The 14,902-nt window shown below is 68.7% G+C and carries 12 protein-coding genes and 1 pseudogene; 2 read left to right on the top strand and 11 right to left on the bottom strand.

What is annotated here, in order from left to right:
• Positions 1-43 precede the first annotated feature (43 nt).
• The 11 genes and pseudogenes from AAHM41_RS21990 to AAHM41_RS21940 form a co-directional block, all read right to left on the bottom strand.
• Positions 44-160, bottom strand: a pseudogene (locus AAHM41_RS21990) (recombinase family protein); the annotation flags it as partial.
• 1,061 nt (positions 161-1,221) lie between these two features.
• Positions 1,222-4,368, bottom strand: a complete 3,147-nt coding sequence (locus tag AAHM41_RS21985) for an efflux RND transporter permease subunit (RefSeq protein ID WP_342238721.1) — start codon at positions 4,366-4,368, stop codon at positions 1,222-1,224.
• Positions 4,365-5,561: an efflux RND transporter periplasmic adaptor subunit gene (locus tag AAHM41_RS21980; RefSeq protein WP_342238720.1), complete on the bottom strand. Its 1,197-nt coding sequence runs from the start codon at positions 5,559-5,561 to the stop codon at positions 4,365-4,367. The genes AAHM41_RS21985 and AAHM41_RS21980 overlap by 4 nt, the downstream gene beginning before the upstream one ends.
• Positions 5,562-5,713: 152 nt before the next feature.
• The gene (locus AAHM41_RS21975) at positions 5,714-6,697 is read right to left on the bottom strand and encodes a malonate decarboxylase subunit epsilon (protein ID WP_342238719.1); all 984 of its coding nucleotides are present in this window, start codon (positions 6,695-6,697) and stop codon (positions 5,714-5,716) included.
• Positions 6,640-7,521 (bottom strand): triphosphoribosyl-dephospho-CoA synthase MdcB, encoded by an 882-nt coding sequence (mdcB, locus tag AAHM41_RS21970; RefSeq protein ID WP_342238718.1) that lies wholly within the window; start codon positions 7,519-7,521, stop codon positions 6,640-6,642. Before mdcB ends, AAHM41_RS21975 begins: the two co-directional genes overlap by 58 nt.
• On the bottom strand, positions 7,518-8,183 hold the full coding sequence (mdcG, locus tag AAHM41_RS21965) for a malonate decarboxylase holo-[acyl-carrier-protein] synthase (protein ID WP_342238717.1): 666 nt from the start codon (positions 8,181-8,183) through the stop codon (positions 7,518-7,520). The genes mdcB and mdcG overlap by 4 nt, the downstream gene beginning before the upstream one ends.
• Complete coding sequence (locus AAHM41_RS21960) at positions 8,167-8,907, bottom strand: biotin-independent malonate decarboxylase subunit gamma (protein ID WP_342238716.1); 741 nt, start codon at positions 8,905-8,907, stop codon at positions 8,167-8,169. The genes mdcG and AAHM41_RS21960 overlap by 17 nt, the downstream gene beginning before the upstream one ends.
• The gene (locus tag AAHM41_RS21955; RefSeq protein WP_342238715.1) at positions 8,894-9,826 is read right to left on the bottom strand and encodes a biotin-independent malonate decarboxylase subunit beta; all 933 of its coding nucleotides are present in this window, start codon (positions 9,824-9,826) and stop codon (positions 8,894-8,896) included. Before AAHM41_RS21955 ends, AAHM41_RS21960 begins: the two co-directional genes overlap by 14 nt.
• Complete coding sequence (gene mdcC / locus AAHM41_RS21950) at positions 9,823-10,137, bottom strand: malonate decarboxylase acyl carrier protein (RefSeq protein WP_342238714.1); 315 nt, start codon at positions 10,135-10,137, stop codon at positions 9,823-9,825. The genes AAHM41_RS21955 and mdcC overlap by 4 nt, the downstream gene beginning before the upstream one ends.
• A gap of 9 nt (positions 10,138-10,146) precedes the next feature.
• Positions 10,147-11,817 (bottom strand): malonate decarboxylase subunit alpha, encoded by a 1,671-nt coding sequence (mdcA, locus tag AAHM41_RS21945; protein WP_342238713.1) that lies wholly within the window; start codon positions 11,815-11,817, stop codon positions 10,147-10,149.
• Positions 11,818-11,900: 83 nt separating this feature from the next.
• A complete protein-coding gene (locus AAHM41_RS21940; protein WP_342238712.1) occupies positions 11,901-12,698 on the bottom strand; it encodes an alpha/beta hydrolase in 798 nt (265 codons plus the stop codon).
• Between the two features lie 395 nt (positions 12,699-13,093).
• Between AAHM41_RS21940 and AAHM41_RS21935 the strand changes: the two genes are divergently transcribed.
• Both AAHM41_RS21935 and AAHM41_RS21930 read left to right on the top strand, forming a co-directional pair.
• Positions 13,094-14,047, top strand: a complete 954-nt coding sequence (locus tag AAHM41_RS21935; RefSeq protein WP_342238711.1) for an AEC family transporter — start codon at positions 13,094-13,096, stop codon at positions 14,045-14,047.
• A gap of 71 nt (positions 14,048-14,118) precedes the next feature.
• Positions 14,119-14,898 carry an SDR family NAD(P)-dependent oxidoreductase gene (locus AAHM41_RS21930; protein WP_342238710.1) on the top strand — a complete coding sequence of 260 codons (780 nt, stop codon included), beginning with the start codon at positions 14,119-14,121 and terminating at the stop codon, positions 14,896-14,898.
• Positions 14,899-14,902: the final 4 nt, after the last annotated feature.

The following is a 14,902-nucleotide window of genomic DNA, read 5'->3' as shown; positions in this document are numbered from 1 at the left end:
TGGGGGTACATCACACTCACCCGGCAACTATCGCTGGCCGTGCTTAGGGTAGGATTTCGCCCTCTCCTGCAAACGACCCCTGAAAGACCCTCTCGCAGCCGGCGGCGCGCAACGCCTCGATCTGCAGGTCGGTGGACTGGTCGAGCGTGGACACCCGGGCGTATCCGACGGCACGGGTCGCGAGGCAGCGTCGGTGAGCGGCTGAGAATTCTCAGAAACCGTCGTTTCCGAGAACGATGAGCGGCGAGTCCGAGCCCAGCACCACCAAGCCTGAGCACAAGCCTGCCTCCGCGTGGGCAGGAACAAAATCGCTTGCGAGCACGGAGCCAGGATACGCGGCTTCCGCCGCCCCAAGTTGGCCGGCTTCAACCTGCGCGGCACCACCTTCCCAGTCGAAGGTCCTTGGTCCGCGCCGGTGCCGCAATCATAGACGGACCGGGAACCGTGCTGGCCGCCGCAGGAGCAACCGCATCAATGATATGGATAGGCTCATTCCGGAAAGCCAAGAACCGCATGGTGAGCATGCGCAATCGGCTTCACCCCTCGGCGTCCACTTCACACTGGTCTAGTCTTACTGAGTCATCTCGCCACATCCTCCTAGGGGTCGAAATGACTCAGCCTCGGTGCTTCATCATCTTGTTCTCCAAGTCCTCTGGTGATTCTTCTAGGTCAGTACACTAGATAAGAAGGCCATTGCTCAGTGAGTACGTAGCCCCTTCAAATTGAATGAAGGCTTAGGCCCCTTCCGAGTACCGCGATGGAAACACAGTAACAAATGAAACGTGCACGAGCACTCGCCTTCACGAAACTATACGATGATATCGACGCCACGGTCCTTGCGTGTAACTTGACCGGGCCGGCAATCGACGGCGTCATCCGGATGACGTCGGCGCAGGGCCTTCCGGTGGCCGGTCTCGGAGATCCTTGTGTCCGGACTGGCCGGCACGGCCGGATCCCGCGGGTTCGGTCGATGTCCGGTGTCTGGTTATGTTTAGGGCTTCGGACGCCGGCCCCGCTCCCCGGCCCAGCCTCCTGCGCCAGGGCCAGCATGCGAAGCCCTAGACAATTCCGGCCATTGGCAGGGCTCCTCCAGTCAGGACATTTCCTTAACCGTTGAGGCAAAATCGAGATTCGGCCGCAGAGGCCATTCGGGCGCGCGCAGTCGGGACGCGACTGCTGCACGGAATTGATCTTCTTGAAATCAGCCCTTCATCTCTCTCCTCAGACTTGGGGAATCTTTGGTGACGTCCTCTTGAGAACCTGCCGCACCCGTTGGACCACCCGGCCGAGGCGCCCCAGATAGAGGTACACGATCGGCGTGGTGAACAGCGTCAGCACCTGGCTGACCATCAGCCCGCCGACGATGGCGTAGCCGAGGGGCTGGCGGATCTCCGACCCCGTGCCGGTGCCGATCATCAGCGGTACGCCGCCCAGGATCGCGCACATGGTGGTCATCAGGATCGGGCGGAAGCGCGACAGGCAGGCCTCGCGCACCGCCTCGACCGGCGACTTGCCCGCACGCTCCGCCGCCAGGGCGAAGTCGATCATCATGATGCCGTTCTTCTTGACGATGCCGATCAGCAGCACGATGCCGATGATGCCGATCACGTCGAGCGGCATCCCCGCCGCCATCAGCGCCAGCAGCGCGCCGAGGCCGGCCGAGGGCAGGGTCGACAGGATCGTCACCGGGTGGACGGCGCTCTCGTACAGCATGCCGAGGATCAGGTAGACGGCGACCAGCGCGGCCGCGATCAGGGCCGGCTGCCCGGCCAGGGCGGTCTCATAGGCATGCGCCGTGCCCTGAAAGGCGCCCTGGATGCTGGCCGGCAGGCGCAGCGCCGCCACCGCGCGGTCGACATCGGCCACCGCCGTCCCGATCGAGCTGTGCGGCGCCAGGTTGAAGGACACCGTGACCGACGGGAACTGGCTCTGATGGTTGACCACCAGCGGCGCCGTCGTCGGCACCTGGTGCGCGATCTCGCTCAGCGGCACCGGCTGCCCGGCGGAGGAGCGCAGATAGACCGACTGCAGCGCGTCGGGGCCGCGGCGGAAGGCCGGGTCGACCTCCAGGATCACATAGTACTGGTTGAGCGAGGTGAAGACCTTGGTCACGACCCGCTGGCCGAAGGCGTCGTCCAGGGCGTTGTCGACGTCCTGCGGCGCGATGCCCAGGCGCGACGCCGCGTCCCGGTCGATCTGGATCGAGAATTGCAGGCCCGTGCTCTCCTGGTCGCTGGTCGCGTCGACGACGCTGGGCAGCTGAGACACTGCGGCGACCACCTTGGGCGCCCAGGACGCCAGCTCCTGCGCGTTCACGTCGGTCAGCGTGTACTGGTACTGGGTCTTGGCCGTCCGGCCGCCGATCGTGATGTCCTGGGCGGCCTGCATGTAGAGGCGGATGCCGGTGACCGGCTGCAGCGCCTTGTCGAGCCGGGCGATCACTTGGTCGGCCGTGGCGTCCGGGCCACGCTGCCCCTGCGGCTTCAGTGAGATATACATGCGCCCCTGGTTCGGCGACGGGTTGGTGCCGCCCGGCCCGATATAGCTGGCGACCGAGGCGACCGCCGGGTCCCGCAGCAGCACGTCGACGACCTGCTGCTGCTTCTCGGCCAAGGCTCCGGTGGACACGTCCTGCGCCGCCTCGGTGACGCCGGCGATCAGGCCGGTGTCCTGCTGCGGGAAGAAGCCCTTCGGGATGGTGACGAACAGGTATCCGGTCAGCGCGATGGTCGCGATCATGACCAGGAGGGCCGGGCGCTGGTGCTGCAGCACCCGGTCGAGCGCCGCTTCGTAGCCCGCGGCCAGGCGCTCGAACCCGGCTTCGAGCAGCCGGTAAACCCGGCCGTGCCGCGCCGGGCCTTCGGCCACCGGCTTGAGCAGGCGGGCGCAGAGCATCGGCGTCAGCGTCAGCGACACCAGGGCCGAGACGGCGATCGCGACGGCGACGGTGACGGCGAACTCCTGGAACAGCTTGCCGACGACGCCGCCCATCAGCAGCAGCGGGATGAACACCGCCACCAGCGACACCGAGATCGACAGGATGGTGAAGCCGATCTGGCCGGCGCCGTCCAGGGCTGCCTGCAGCGGTGTCTTGCCCTGTTCCAGATGGTGGACGATGTTCTCGACCATCACGATCGCGTCGTCGACCACGAAGCCGACCGCGACCGACAGCGCCATCAGCGACAGGTTGTCGAGCGAGTAGCCGAGCACGGCCATCGCCGCGAAGGTGCCGACGATCGAGATCGGCACCGCGATCCCCGGGATGATCGTCGCCCAGACATTCCGCAGGAAGAGGAGGATGGTCATCACCACCAGGCCGATGGTCAGGACCAGCGTGAACTGCACGTCGGCGACCGAGGCGCGGATCGTGGTGGTGCGGTCGGACACCACGGCGATCTTGATCGCCGGCGGCAGCGACGCCTCGAGCTGCGGCAGCTCGCGCCGGATGCTGTCGACGGTCTGGATCACATTGGCGCCCGGCAGGCGCTGGACCGCCAGGATGATGCCGCGCTGGCGGCCATACCAGGCGGCCAGCTGGTCGTTGGCCGGGCCGATCTCGGCATGGCCGATGTCGCTGACCCGGATCGGCGCGCCGTTCTTGTAGCCGATGATGGCCTGATTGTAGCTGGCGAGCGTGGTCAGCTGGTCGTTGGTCTGCAGCGCATAGGCCTGCTGCTTGCCTTCGAGCGTCCCCTTCGGATCGTCGACCGTGATCGAGGACAGCGCGGTGCGGATGTCCTCCAGCGTCAGGCCCTGGGCGGCGAGCTGCTGCGGGTTCACTTCGACCCGCATGGCCGGCTGCTGCTGCCCGCCGATGGTGACCAGCCCGACGCCCGGCACCTGCGACAGCTTCTGCACCAGGATGCTTTCGGCATAGTCATCGACCGTCGTCAGCGGCAGGGTGTCGGAGGTCAGGGCCAGGATCAGGATCGGCGTGTCGGCCGGGTTGGTCTTGCGGTAGGTCGGCGGCGTCGGCATGGTCTTCGGCAGGTCGCCGCCGGCGGCGTTGATCGCCGCCTGCACGTCGCCGGCGGCGGAGTCCACGGTGCGGGATGGGTCGAACTGCAGCGTCACCTGGGTGAAGCCCAGGGCGCTGGCGGAGGTCATCTGCGACAGGCCGGGGATCTCGCCGAACTGGCGCTCCAGCGGCGTCGCCACCGAGGAGGCCATGGTCTCCGGGTCGGCCCCGGGCAGTTGCGCCGTGACCTGGATCGTCGGCAGGTCGACCGACGGCAGCGCCGCGACCGGCAGGGAGCGATAGGCGACGATGCCGACCAGCACGAGGCCGATCATCAGCATCAGGGTGGCGATCGGCCGCCGGATGAACGGGCCGGAGAGGCCGCCGTTGGACGCGGTGTTCCGGCTCATGGCTGGATCCCCAGCGTGTCGGTCTGCGCGTTCATCAGCGGCGCATCTGTGGTCTCGGCCGGGCTGCGCGCGGCCACGGTGTCGCCCGGCTGCAGGCCGTATTGCCCGTCGCTGACCACGGTCTGGCCCGCCGTCAGGCCGGAGGTGACCAGCGCCGTCCCGCGCACCATCTGCGCCACGTGGATCGGCTGCGGCGCCACGGTCCCGTTGGATCGCACCACCCAGGCGAAGGCACCGGCCGGCCCACGCTGCACCACGGCGGCGGGCACCGTCAGCCCGTCTTGCTGCACCCGCAGGACCAGCCGGGCCTCGACGAACTCGCCCGGCCACAGCAGCTTCTGCGCGTTCGGGAAATCCGCCCGCAGCGTGATCGTGCCGCTGGCCGCATCCACGGTGTTGTCCAGGGTCTCGAGCTTGCCGGTGTCGAGCCGGGTCGCGCCATCCTGCGACCAGGCCTCGACCGTCAGCCCGGCCGCCCCGGCGCTGGCCATCTGGCGCTGGATGTCGGGCAGCGCCGCCTGCGGCAGCGTGAACAGGACGGCGATCGGCTGGATCTGGGCGATGGTGACCAGGCCGTTGGCGTCGGTCGGATGGACGACGTTGCCCTCGTCGACCAGGCGGAATCCGGTTACGCCGCTGATCGGCGCCGTGATCCTTGTATAGCCGAGCTCGACCTGGTCCTGGTCGATCACCGCCTGGTCGCCTTTGATCGAGGCCTGAAGCTGGTCGATCATCGCCTGCTGGGTGTCGACCTGCTGGTCGGTCGCGTAGCCCGAGCGCTCCAGCGGCTTGTAGCGGTTGAGATTGGCCTGAGCATTGGCCAGATGCGCCTGGTCGCGGGCCAAGGTGGCCTGGTCCTGCTCGAGCTTGGCCTGGTAGATCCGTGGATCGATCGTGACCAGCAGGTCGCCCCGCTGCACCGTCTGTCCCTGGTTGAAGACGATCTGCTGGATCTGCCCCTCGACCTGGGTGCGGACGGTGACGGTGTTGAAGGCCTGGACCCGGCCGAGCCCGTCCAGCTCGATCGGCACGTCCTGCCTCGTCACGGTCGCCTCGGCGACGGCCACGGGGGGCACGACCGGAATCGGCGCCGCGGATGAAACGGGATCGAAAATATCAGTGCCGAGGACGAAGAGAGAGCTGGAGATCCCGGCCACCACCCCCACGGCGGCGAGAAGCAATTTGCGGCGCATGGTCGACCTCCTCTGTTCAGGCAGGGACAGTGATTTCCGAAGCCGTCACAGGTTAGATTCGGGGCGGCAGGCCGCTCCATCGCACATCGGGACGTCGACGCCCTGCGTTCGTCGGGAGGGACCTATACCTTGGTCTTGCTGAAGGCGCGGCGTCAGGCATTGAGCCAATGGCGGATGCCGTTCAGCGATTGGAATGCCGTGACGCTGCGGACGGCGATGTCCGGCATCGCCTCGCCGGCCATCCTCGCCAGGGCGTCTCCGGGGCCCAAATCGAGCACGCGCTGCGGGCGGGCGGCGCGGCAGGAATCCATGCATGCCGCCCAGTCGACTGTCTGCCGGATCTGCAAGGCGAGCTTCCGCAGTCCGTCCTCGAGGCGCCAGACGGGCGCGCCGTCGACGCCGCTGATCAGCCGCAGGCCTGGAGGCAGCCGCGTCCCGGTGATCCGCTGACGAAGCAGCTCACCGAACCGCTCGCTGGCGTCGTGAAGCAACGGCGTGTGCGACGCGACCGACACGGGCAGCATGACGACGCGGCCCGCCCCCCGCTGCTGGGCCTCTGCCAAGGCCGGCTCCAGATCGGCGACGGCGCCGCCGAGGAGGACGTGCAGAGGCCCATTGACGATGGCGATGTGGAGATCATGCGTCCGGCAGATCGCTTCGATCTCCGTGCGCGGCAGGCCCAGCACGGCGCCGAGCCCGGATGCGGTGGGCGAGGCCTCGTCCATGAGGATCGCCCGTCTGGCCATCAGATCCAGCACGGTCTCCGCATCGATGACACCGGCGATTCCCCACGCGGCCAGCTCGCCGGCGCTGTAGCCTGCGGCGGTGACGGGACGGGGCGAGGCCGGCCCCAGCACCGCCCAATACGCCAGCGCCTGGGTGCAGCAGAGGATCTGCGCCGCCCTGTTGGCGTGCAGCTCGGCCGGGCTTGCCTGACGGACGAGATCCCGCGGGTCCCGGCCGTCGAGCACGCGCCGGGCGGCCGCGAAGACGGGCGCCGCCTCGGGCGCATCGCTGATCAGGTCGAACATGCCTGCGGCCTGGGCACCCTGCCCGGAGCAGAGGATGGCGACGCCCGTCACAGTCTGCTCTCGACGGCATCGAGGAAGATCGTGGCGGCGAGCAGGTCCGCGCATCCGCCGGGGCTGAGGCGGCGCCGGACGAACGCTTGGTGGATCGCCACCGCACGAGCCTCCCACTCGCCCTGCCCCGCGCCTCCGGCGGCCAGGAACTGCCGGGCCACGCGTTGGGCATCCTGCAGCCCGGCGGCACCGCCGCGATGCAGCAGGTTCGTGTCCTCGACCTCGGCCATCAGGGCGAAGAAGGCCTGGATTCGGGCGGCTCCTTCCTCCCGGGCGAGCGCGCGTCCCTGCTGCAGGGCCGGCAGCCCGATCTCCCGCACCAGCGGGAAGCCGGCCGCAGCCTCCACGCGGGCGCCCCCTGCCCCGAACCGGCGCAGCACGTCGGTGCCGTGGCTGCGGAGCGGAATCGGACCGCGCAGGATCGCATCGCCCCAACGCCGGGCGACGATGTCCGTCAGCCGCGCGGCGGAGAGGCGCGTATCTTCCGCCGAGGCCGCGCCGGCCGCGGCGCAGAGCAGCCCGAGGCCGAAGATCGCGCCGCGATGGGTGTTCACGCCGCCGGTGGCGGCGAGCATGGCCGCCTCGGCCTCCCGTCCGATCTGCCGGAGCTGGTCCATCTCCGCCCCCGCCCCGCCGGCCGTGGCCAGGCAGCCAAAGAAGGGGCGGATCGCAGCGGCGCTGCGGCGGAAGGTGGTGTGGTCCATGTCGACGTGGCTGCCGCTGTCGACATGGCTCACCAGGCCGGGCTTCGGCCAGGTTTCCAGCTCGGCGACGAGCGCCGCGGCGGCCATGTCGGCCAGCCGCTCGGCGATCGCAACGGGCAGGCCGGATACCGGCTGCCGGCGCGTGACGCCGGCGTCCTGCGCCGGTCGGCTCACGCGAAGAGAGTGTGCACGCATCGGATGTCCGCTCCGTCCATGGATTTGACGAGCACGGCCCCGCCGGGCCGCCGGAACTCCTGCCGCAGCTCCCGCCAGTTCACCCCGCTGCCGGCTGACAGGGCGATCTCGCCGTCGAGCCGCACCGGGCCGGCGGTGTCCAGCCGGTCGAGCGTGTCGAGCAGGTCGGGCAGTGCCGTCGCCGTTGGCCCGGGCCAGATCAGGTCGATGTCCGATCCGGGTCGAAGGTAGGGCAAGCCGGTCAGGCGTTGCCACAGCAGGGCGCCAAACAGAATCGGCCGCAGCGCCAGCCGTTCGCCCAGGGCGATCAGCCTTCCGACCTGCGACCACCAGCCCGCCGGGACAGAGCCCGCCGCCGCACTGAGCGGGACGGCGGCGACGGGCTCCGCCACCAGCCCGGCGGGGATGGACAACGCGAGGCGCAGCTTGCCGTAGGCCGGTGGCAGGGGCAGGCCGACGGCGACGCCGCCCTCCCCCTCCTCGGCGGCCGGGCGGCGTGCGATCACCGGCCAGCCGCGTTCCGCCCAGCCGGCGACGAGCCGGCGCGGCCCGTACTCCAGGTCCTGGAAGCCGGGCGATGCGGCCAGTACCGCCGGCCACCCGTCCGGCGTCACGCGCAGCAGGTCATGACGTTGCAGCATGGCGGTCCCCCGTGGCCTGCGCCGCCACGCGCCGCGCCAGCTCCGACGCCACGCGCCGGCCGCCGCGCGCGGCACCGAGATCATCCCTGGCGTCGTAGCCCGAACCGCCCGCCAGGGCCGCTTCGAGCTGGGCGCCGAGCGGCTCGCGCGGATCCCAGATCTCCGCGACCGCTCCGACCTCGGTCATGGAGGCGAGGCCGGGCGCGAAGACGGGGGTCGTTTGCGACAGCACCCTGAGGGTGTCTTCCGGCAGCTTGGTGACCCGCGCCATCGACGGCAGATCCATCACCGCAGGCTCCGCCCCCGGCAGGGCGACGAGAATGTCCGTCGCCAATCCGGTGGCGAGGAACGCACCGGCGGCCGCCTTGCCGTGGTTCAGCCCGACCGTGCGATGCCCTTCCCGGCTGGCCAGCAGCAGGCATTTGGCGAGATGCGCGAGATATTCGTTGAGGCCGAGCATCTCGTCGCGACGGGCCATGCGCTGGCTGCGTGTGTCCACCATCACCAGGATCGGCGTGTCGCCACCGGCCGCGATCACACGCAGCACCCGTTCAGCCAGGGGCAGGACGCCGTCGATCCCGAGCGGCTCCCCGTCGGCGATGCCGATCACCTCGACCGTGCCGCCTTTCCCACGCCGGCCGGCTCCCATAATCAGCTTGTCGGAGCGCACGACCACATCGTGCCCGGCGGGGAACAGCCCCGCCAGGATCTCATCGACCGTCATGATCCAGTCCTTTCACCTTGGCGGCGAGTGCGGCGAACGCCTCGTCGTCCATGTCCCGAACGCCCTCCGGATCGGCGATGCCGAGGATGGCCCACATCTCGGTGGCGCTGCTGCAGCCGCCGAGCCGGGCCTGCCGCGCCGCGAGCCTCTCCTGCTCGGCCTGCAGCGTCCGCAGGTCGAACGCCGGCACCCGGTCGAGCAGGGCGAGAGCGGCCTCGCGGAAGCCGGCCATCGTATCCATGGCATAGGTGTCGGCGCCCCCGATCAGGCGGCGCGTCCGGCCGCCGGTGACGCTCCAGACCAGGGCCTTGTCCTTGGAGTCGAACTCCTCGACCCCCTGATTGGTCTCGATCACCTCGGGGCCGGTGACGCCGAGCCGGCCCTGCTCGGAGATCGCGATCCGCGAACAGGTGGCGGCGGTGAGGCCGGCGCCGCCGAAGGCCCCTGCCCGTCCGCCGACGAGAGCGATGACCGCGACGCCGGCGCTCCGGGCTTCGGCGATCGCCCGCATCACCTCGGCGACGGCGAGCTCGCCGGCATTGGCCTCCTGCAGCCGCACGCCGCCGCTGTCGAGCAGCAGCAGGACGGGGAGATCGGCACGGTCGCGCGCCGCCCGAAGCAGGCCGACCAGCTTCGCCCCGCTCACCTCGGCGAAGGTGCCGCCCATGAACTGCCCCTCCTGGGCGGCGACCAGCACCTCCCGGCCGTCGAGGCGCCCGCGCCCGATGACCATGCCGTCGTCGAACGCGGCAGGAAGATCGAACAGCGCCAGATGAGGGCTCTGCACGCGGTCCGACGGCGGCAGGATCTCGAGGAAGCTGCCCGGGTCGAGCAGACCGGCGAGGCGCTCGCGGGCGGAGGCCAGGAACCAGCTCGCGGCGTCGCGGCTGGCAGACTGGCGGATCGCATTGTCATTCATCGTGCCGCCTCCATCATCCTGACGCCCTGCATCAGTCGCAGCGCGACCGTGTCCGGCCGAGCCCCGCCGTCGTTGATCGAGATGCGCAGCCCGCCCGGAGAGACGCGCTCGACGAAATCGGCGATGACCGCCTGCCAGACCTCGTCATAGCCGCGCACCGGCGTGGCGATCTCGACCGAGCACTCGGTCTCCGGCAGCGTGCGTTCGAGCAGAATTTCGAGGTTGCCGGATGCGACGACACCGACGATGGCGCTCGCGACGTGCCCCGGAGCCGGGCGGCCAGGGGCGTAGCGAAGCTTGATGATCACCATGGCAGCCTCCTACCAGTTCCGGAATTTGCGGGGCGGGTCATAGAGATTGCCCGACCAGTGCATCAGCTCCTTGACGGAGTGCGCGGCGAGCAGGCTCTTGTGGGTGTCGAGCGGATCGATGCCGAGATCTTCCGGCCGGCGGATCACCTTGCGAGCCCGCAGCTCCTCGACCACGCGGCGGTCGCGAGCGCGGCCGACCGGCGTATACCCGGCCACGCCACGGATCGCCTGCTCGCGCTCATACGCAGTGCGGCAGAGCAGGAGATTCGCGATCCCCTCCTCGGTGACGATGTGGCTGACGTCGTCGCCATAGATCATCACCGGCGGGAGATCGAGGCGCAGCGCCTCGGCGAGCTGGATGCTGTCGAGCTGCTCGACGAAGGTCGGGATAAGCTTGTCGCCGAAGGTCTCGACGATCTGCACCACCAGCTTGCGGCCGCGCGGCAGCTGCGTCTGCCCGTCCGCCGCTTCCCGTCCCGCCTTCAGCCAGGCTTCGCTGGCATGGCGACGGCCATGCGGATCGGAGCCCATGTTCGGCGCGCCGCCGAACCCCGCGATCCGGTCGCGCGTCACGGTCGAGCTGTTGCCCTGCAGGTCGATCTGCAGGCTCGACCCGATGAACAGGTCGGTCGCGTACAGGCCGGCGGCCTGGCAGTACATGCGGTTCGACGCCATCGAACCGTCACGGCCGGTGAAGAAGATATCCGGGCGGGCGCGCATATACACATCCATGCCCACCTCCGACCCGAAGCTGTGGACCTGCTGCACCCAGCCGGTCTCGATCGCCGGGATCAGGGTGGGATGCGGGTTCAGGGCGAAATGGGTGGCGATGCGCCCCTTCAGACCCAGCCGCTCGGCATAGGTCGGCAGCAGCAGCTCGATCGCGGCCGTGTTGAACCCGATCCCGTGGTTCAGCCGCCGGACGCCATATTCCTCGTAGATCCCCCGGATCGCCAGCATGCCGGTCAGGATCTGGGTCTCGGTGATCTGCGCCGGATCCCGGGTGAACAGCGGCTCGACATAGAAGGCCTCGGGCGCGACGACCACGAAGTCGACCCGGTCGCCGGGCACGTCGACGCGCGGCACCTTGTCGACGATCTCGTTCACCTGGGCGATGACTATGCCCTGCTTGAACGCGGTGGCCTCGATGACCACGGGAGAATCTTCCGTGTTCGGGCCCATATAGAGATTGCCGTCTCGGTCGGCGCAGCGCGCGACGGTCAACGCCACATGCGGCGTCAGGTCGACGAAGTAGCGCGAGAACAGCTCGAGATAGGTGTGGATCGCGCCGAGCTCGATCTTTCCGGCGTTGAGCGCCCGCGCCAGCGCGGCGCCCTGCGGCCCGGAATAGGAGAAATCGAGCCGGCGGGCGATCCCGGCCTCGAACAGGTCGAGATGTTCGGCGAGGACCAGCCCGGACTGCACGATGTGCAGGTCCCGGACGGTGCTCGGGTCTACCGCGGCGAGGCTGCGCGCGAGGAAATCCGCCTGCTTCTGGTTGTCCCCCTCCAGGCAGACGCGGTCTCCCGGGCGTATCACCGCCTCGAGCAACCTGGTCGCATCATCGGGCGCGACCAGCTTGCCTCTGGCGTAGCGGCCGGCCGCAGCCAGGCGCTGCTCGCGGGATTGTCTTCCGGTATCCCATGCGCGCTCAGCCGGGACCTTCGATTGGACGGTCATCGCTTACGCCTCCGTCGACTGCTGGGGAGGGATTGGGATCGGGCTCGCCCGGCCCGCCTGACGGGCCGGGCGGCGGGAGCGGCTTACTTGGCTGCGACCGTCTCGGCCGACCGCGCGGCCTGCTCGATGACGGCGGCGACCTCCTTCGGGCGGGATTCGTAGACCGAGTGGCTGGCGCCCTCGATCACCGTGACGTGGCTGTGGGCGCGCTCGTAATAGAAGCGCTCGAGGTCCGGATTGATGATCTTGTCGGCGCCGGCGACGATGCCCCAGCTCGGCTTGGTCTTCCAGGCTGCCGCGGTCATCGGCGTCGAGAACACCGCCGCCGCGGTCAGGACCTGGGACTGGGCCTCGAACTTCGCCTGGTCGAGCGGCAGGTCGGCGGCGAAATGGGAGGGGAAAAGGTCCGGCCGCAGATACGTATAGCCGTCCGCCGTCTTCACCACCGCGCCGGGCAGCTGTGAGGTGACGCTCGGCATCTTCTTGCCGAGCGCGGCCTCGTCCTCGCCGACATCAGGGGCGTGGGCCGCGACATAGACCAGGGCCGCGACATGCGGGTCCTCGCCGGCCTCGGTGATGATCGACCCGCCATAGCTGTGGGCGACCAGGACGGTGGGTCCGTCCTGCTGGTCGAGGACGCGCTTGGTGGCGGCGACGTCGGCCGCCAGGCTGGTCAGTGGCTGCTGCACCATGGTCACGTGGAAGCCGTCCCGGGTCAGGATGTCGTAGACCGGCTTCCAGCCGGAGGCGTCGACCCAGGCGCCGTGGACCAGCACGATGTTCTTGATCGGCGCGGCGGGGGCGGCCGACGCAACCGTGGGAGCGACGGAGGCCAGCAGCGACGCCAGCAGGAGAATGCGCTTGCCGTGGAACGGGGACATGAGACCACCTCGATTGTTTGAGCATCGGGAGAGGTCTCCGAGCGACCCGGAAGGCTTGTCGTCGGGACCACGGGATGAACGGTACGGTGGTCCCCGGCCGCCCCTCCATTGGACAGGAGGGCTGGCGAGACCCTGCATTCCGGTCGCCGGTTAAATACTTTGGTATAGTGCCGCAGACCGGATCGTCGTCGCCGGCAGGCAAACGAAAACTGTCGGTTCAGACTATCGTTCAAGACCTAAGTATAGGTTCTGCTCTACGAACACGGAGCGGCAACGATCCAACGTGCGATGGTGCGGCGTGCGGCTTCGTCCCTAGCCTTGACCGATGACATGGACGGTCTGCGCGGCGATGGGCCTGCGCATCGCCCCTGTCATCCGCAAGTGGAGGCCGTTCCATGTTGTCCGACGCAATCCTGCTGGCGCTGGCGCCGGTGTTCTTCGTGATGGGACTTGGATATGCCGCCGGACGAATGCACATCGTCGAAAACCATCACGTCGAAAGCCTGAACAAACTCGTGATGGACTTCGCCCTGCCGGCCTCCGTGTTCGCGGCGACCGCATCGGCGCCGCGCAGCGAGATGCTGGCGCAGGCGCCGCTCTTCGCGATCTCCGGCGGGGTCATGCTGCTGCTGTACCTGGCATGGTACCTCTTTCAGCATGCATCCTCGAAGATCGACAAGGAGGATGCCTCGCTCCAGGCCCTGACGATCGCCTTTCCGAATCTCGCGGGGGTCGGGCTTCCCATCGTGTCCGCGGTGCTCGGCCCGGCCGGGGCCGTCCCGGTCGCCGTCACCCTGGCGGCCGGCTCCATCCTCGTCAGCCCGCTCACGCTGATCCTCCTCGAAATCTATGGCGTGAAGGATGGCGCTGCTGCCGAACCAATGACCGTGCGGATCCTCGGGGCCCTGCGGCGCGCGCTGACCAAGCCGGTGGTCCTGGCGCCCGCGCTCGGCATCGCGCTCTCGCTGTCGGAGCTGAGGCTCGGCCCGGTCGCCGATGCCTGCCTGCTGCTGATCGGGCATGCCGCCGCCGGCGTCGCCCTGTTCCTCACCGGCCTGGTCCTGTCGGCCCAGTCCTTCCGGCTGGACTGGAAGGTCGTCAGGGCCACCGGGGCGGCCGACATCATCCGGCCGCTGCTGACCGCCGTGGTCGTGTTCATCCTGCCGGTCTCGGCCGAAACCGCGAAGGTGGCCATCCTGCTGGCGGCGGTGCCGTCGGGGTTCTTCGGCATCCTGTTCGCCGTGAACTACCGCCTGGATTCGCAGACGGCGGGATCCATGGTGATCGCCAGCACCGTGTTCAGCATCGTGACGATGGCAATCGCCATTGCCGTGCTCTTCCCGCGGTAGCGCGGATCTCCGTCGAACCACAGCGTTGCACCTGCATCGTCATGCACCATCATCCAAGAAGGAGTGCAAAGATGACCAGCATCATGTCTTTGACCGGGCCTCGGAAAATCGCGGTCGTCACAGGCGGCAGCCGAGGCCTGGGTCGCTCGATTGTCCTGAATCTCGCCAAGCGCGGAGTCGAGTCCGTGTTCACCTACAACACCAGCAGGGAGGAGGCGGACAAGGTCGTCGAACTCGCCACGGAAGCCGGCGGCAAGGCCTTGGCGCTGCAGCTCGACACCAGCAAGACCGCATCGTTCGGCGCGTTCGTGTCAAACCTCACGGCCCTGCTCACCGATCTTGGCGCCCAGCGGTTCGACTACCTCGTGAACAATGCCGGCATATCCCACCACAATGCTTTCGAGAACACGACCGAGGAGGAGCTCGACGCCCTCTACAATATTCATTTCAAGGGCGTCTTCCTTCTCACACAGAAGCTGCTGCCGCTCATCAACGACGGCGGGCGCATCGTGAACATCTCGACCGGGCTGACCCGCATCACGGTGCCGGGCAGTGGTGCCTACGCGTCGATGAAGGGAGCGGTCGAGGTGCTGACCCGCTATATGGCAAAAGAGCTGGGGCCGCGGCGAATTGCCGTCAACACGGTTGCGCCTGGCGCCATTACGACCGATTTCAGCGGCGGGATGGTTCGGGACAATCCCGAGCTGAACAAGCGGGTGGCGGACATGACGGCTCTCGGGCGTGCCGGGTTGCCGGAAGATATCGGCCCTATGATTGCGTCCCTGTTGTCGGAGGATCACCGGTGGGTGAATGCCCAGCGCATCGAGGTGTCGGGCGGCATGGCCCTCTGACCGG

Source organism: Inquilinus sp. OTU3971 (genome assembly GCF_038440215.1).
Note: the sequence above shows the minus strand (reverse complement) of the source record. Positions and strands in the feature narration are given on the sequence as shown.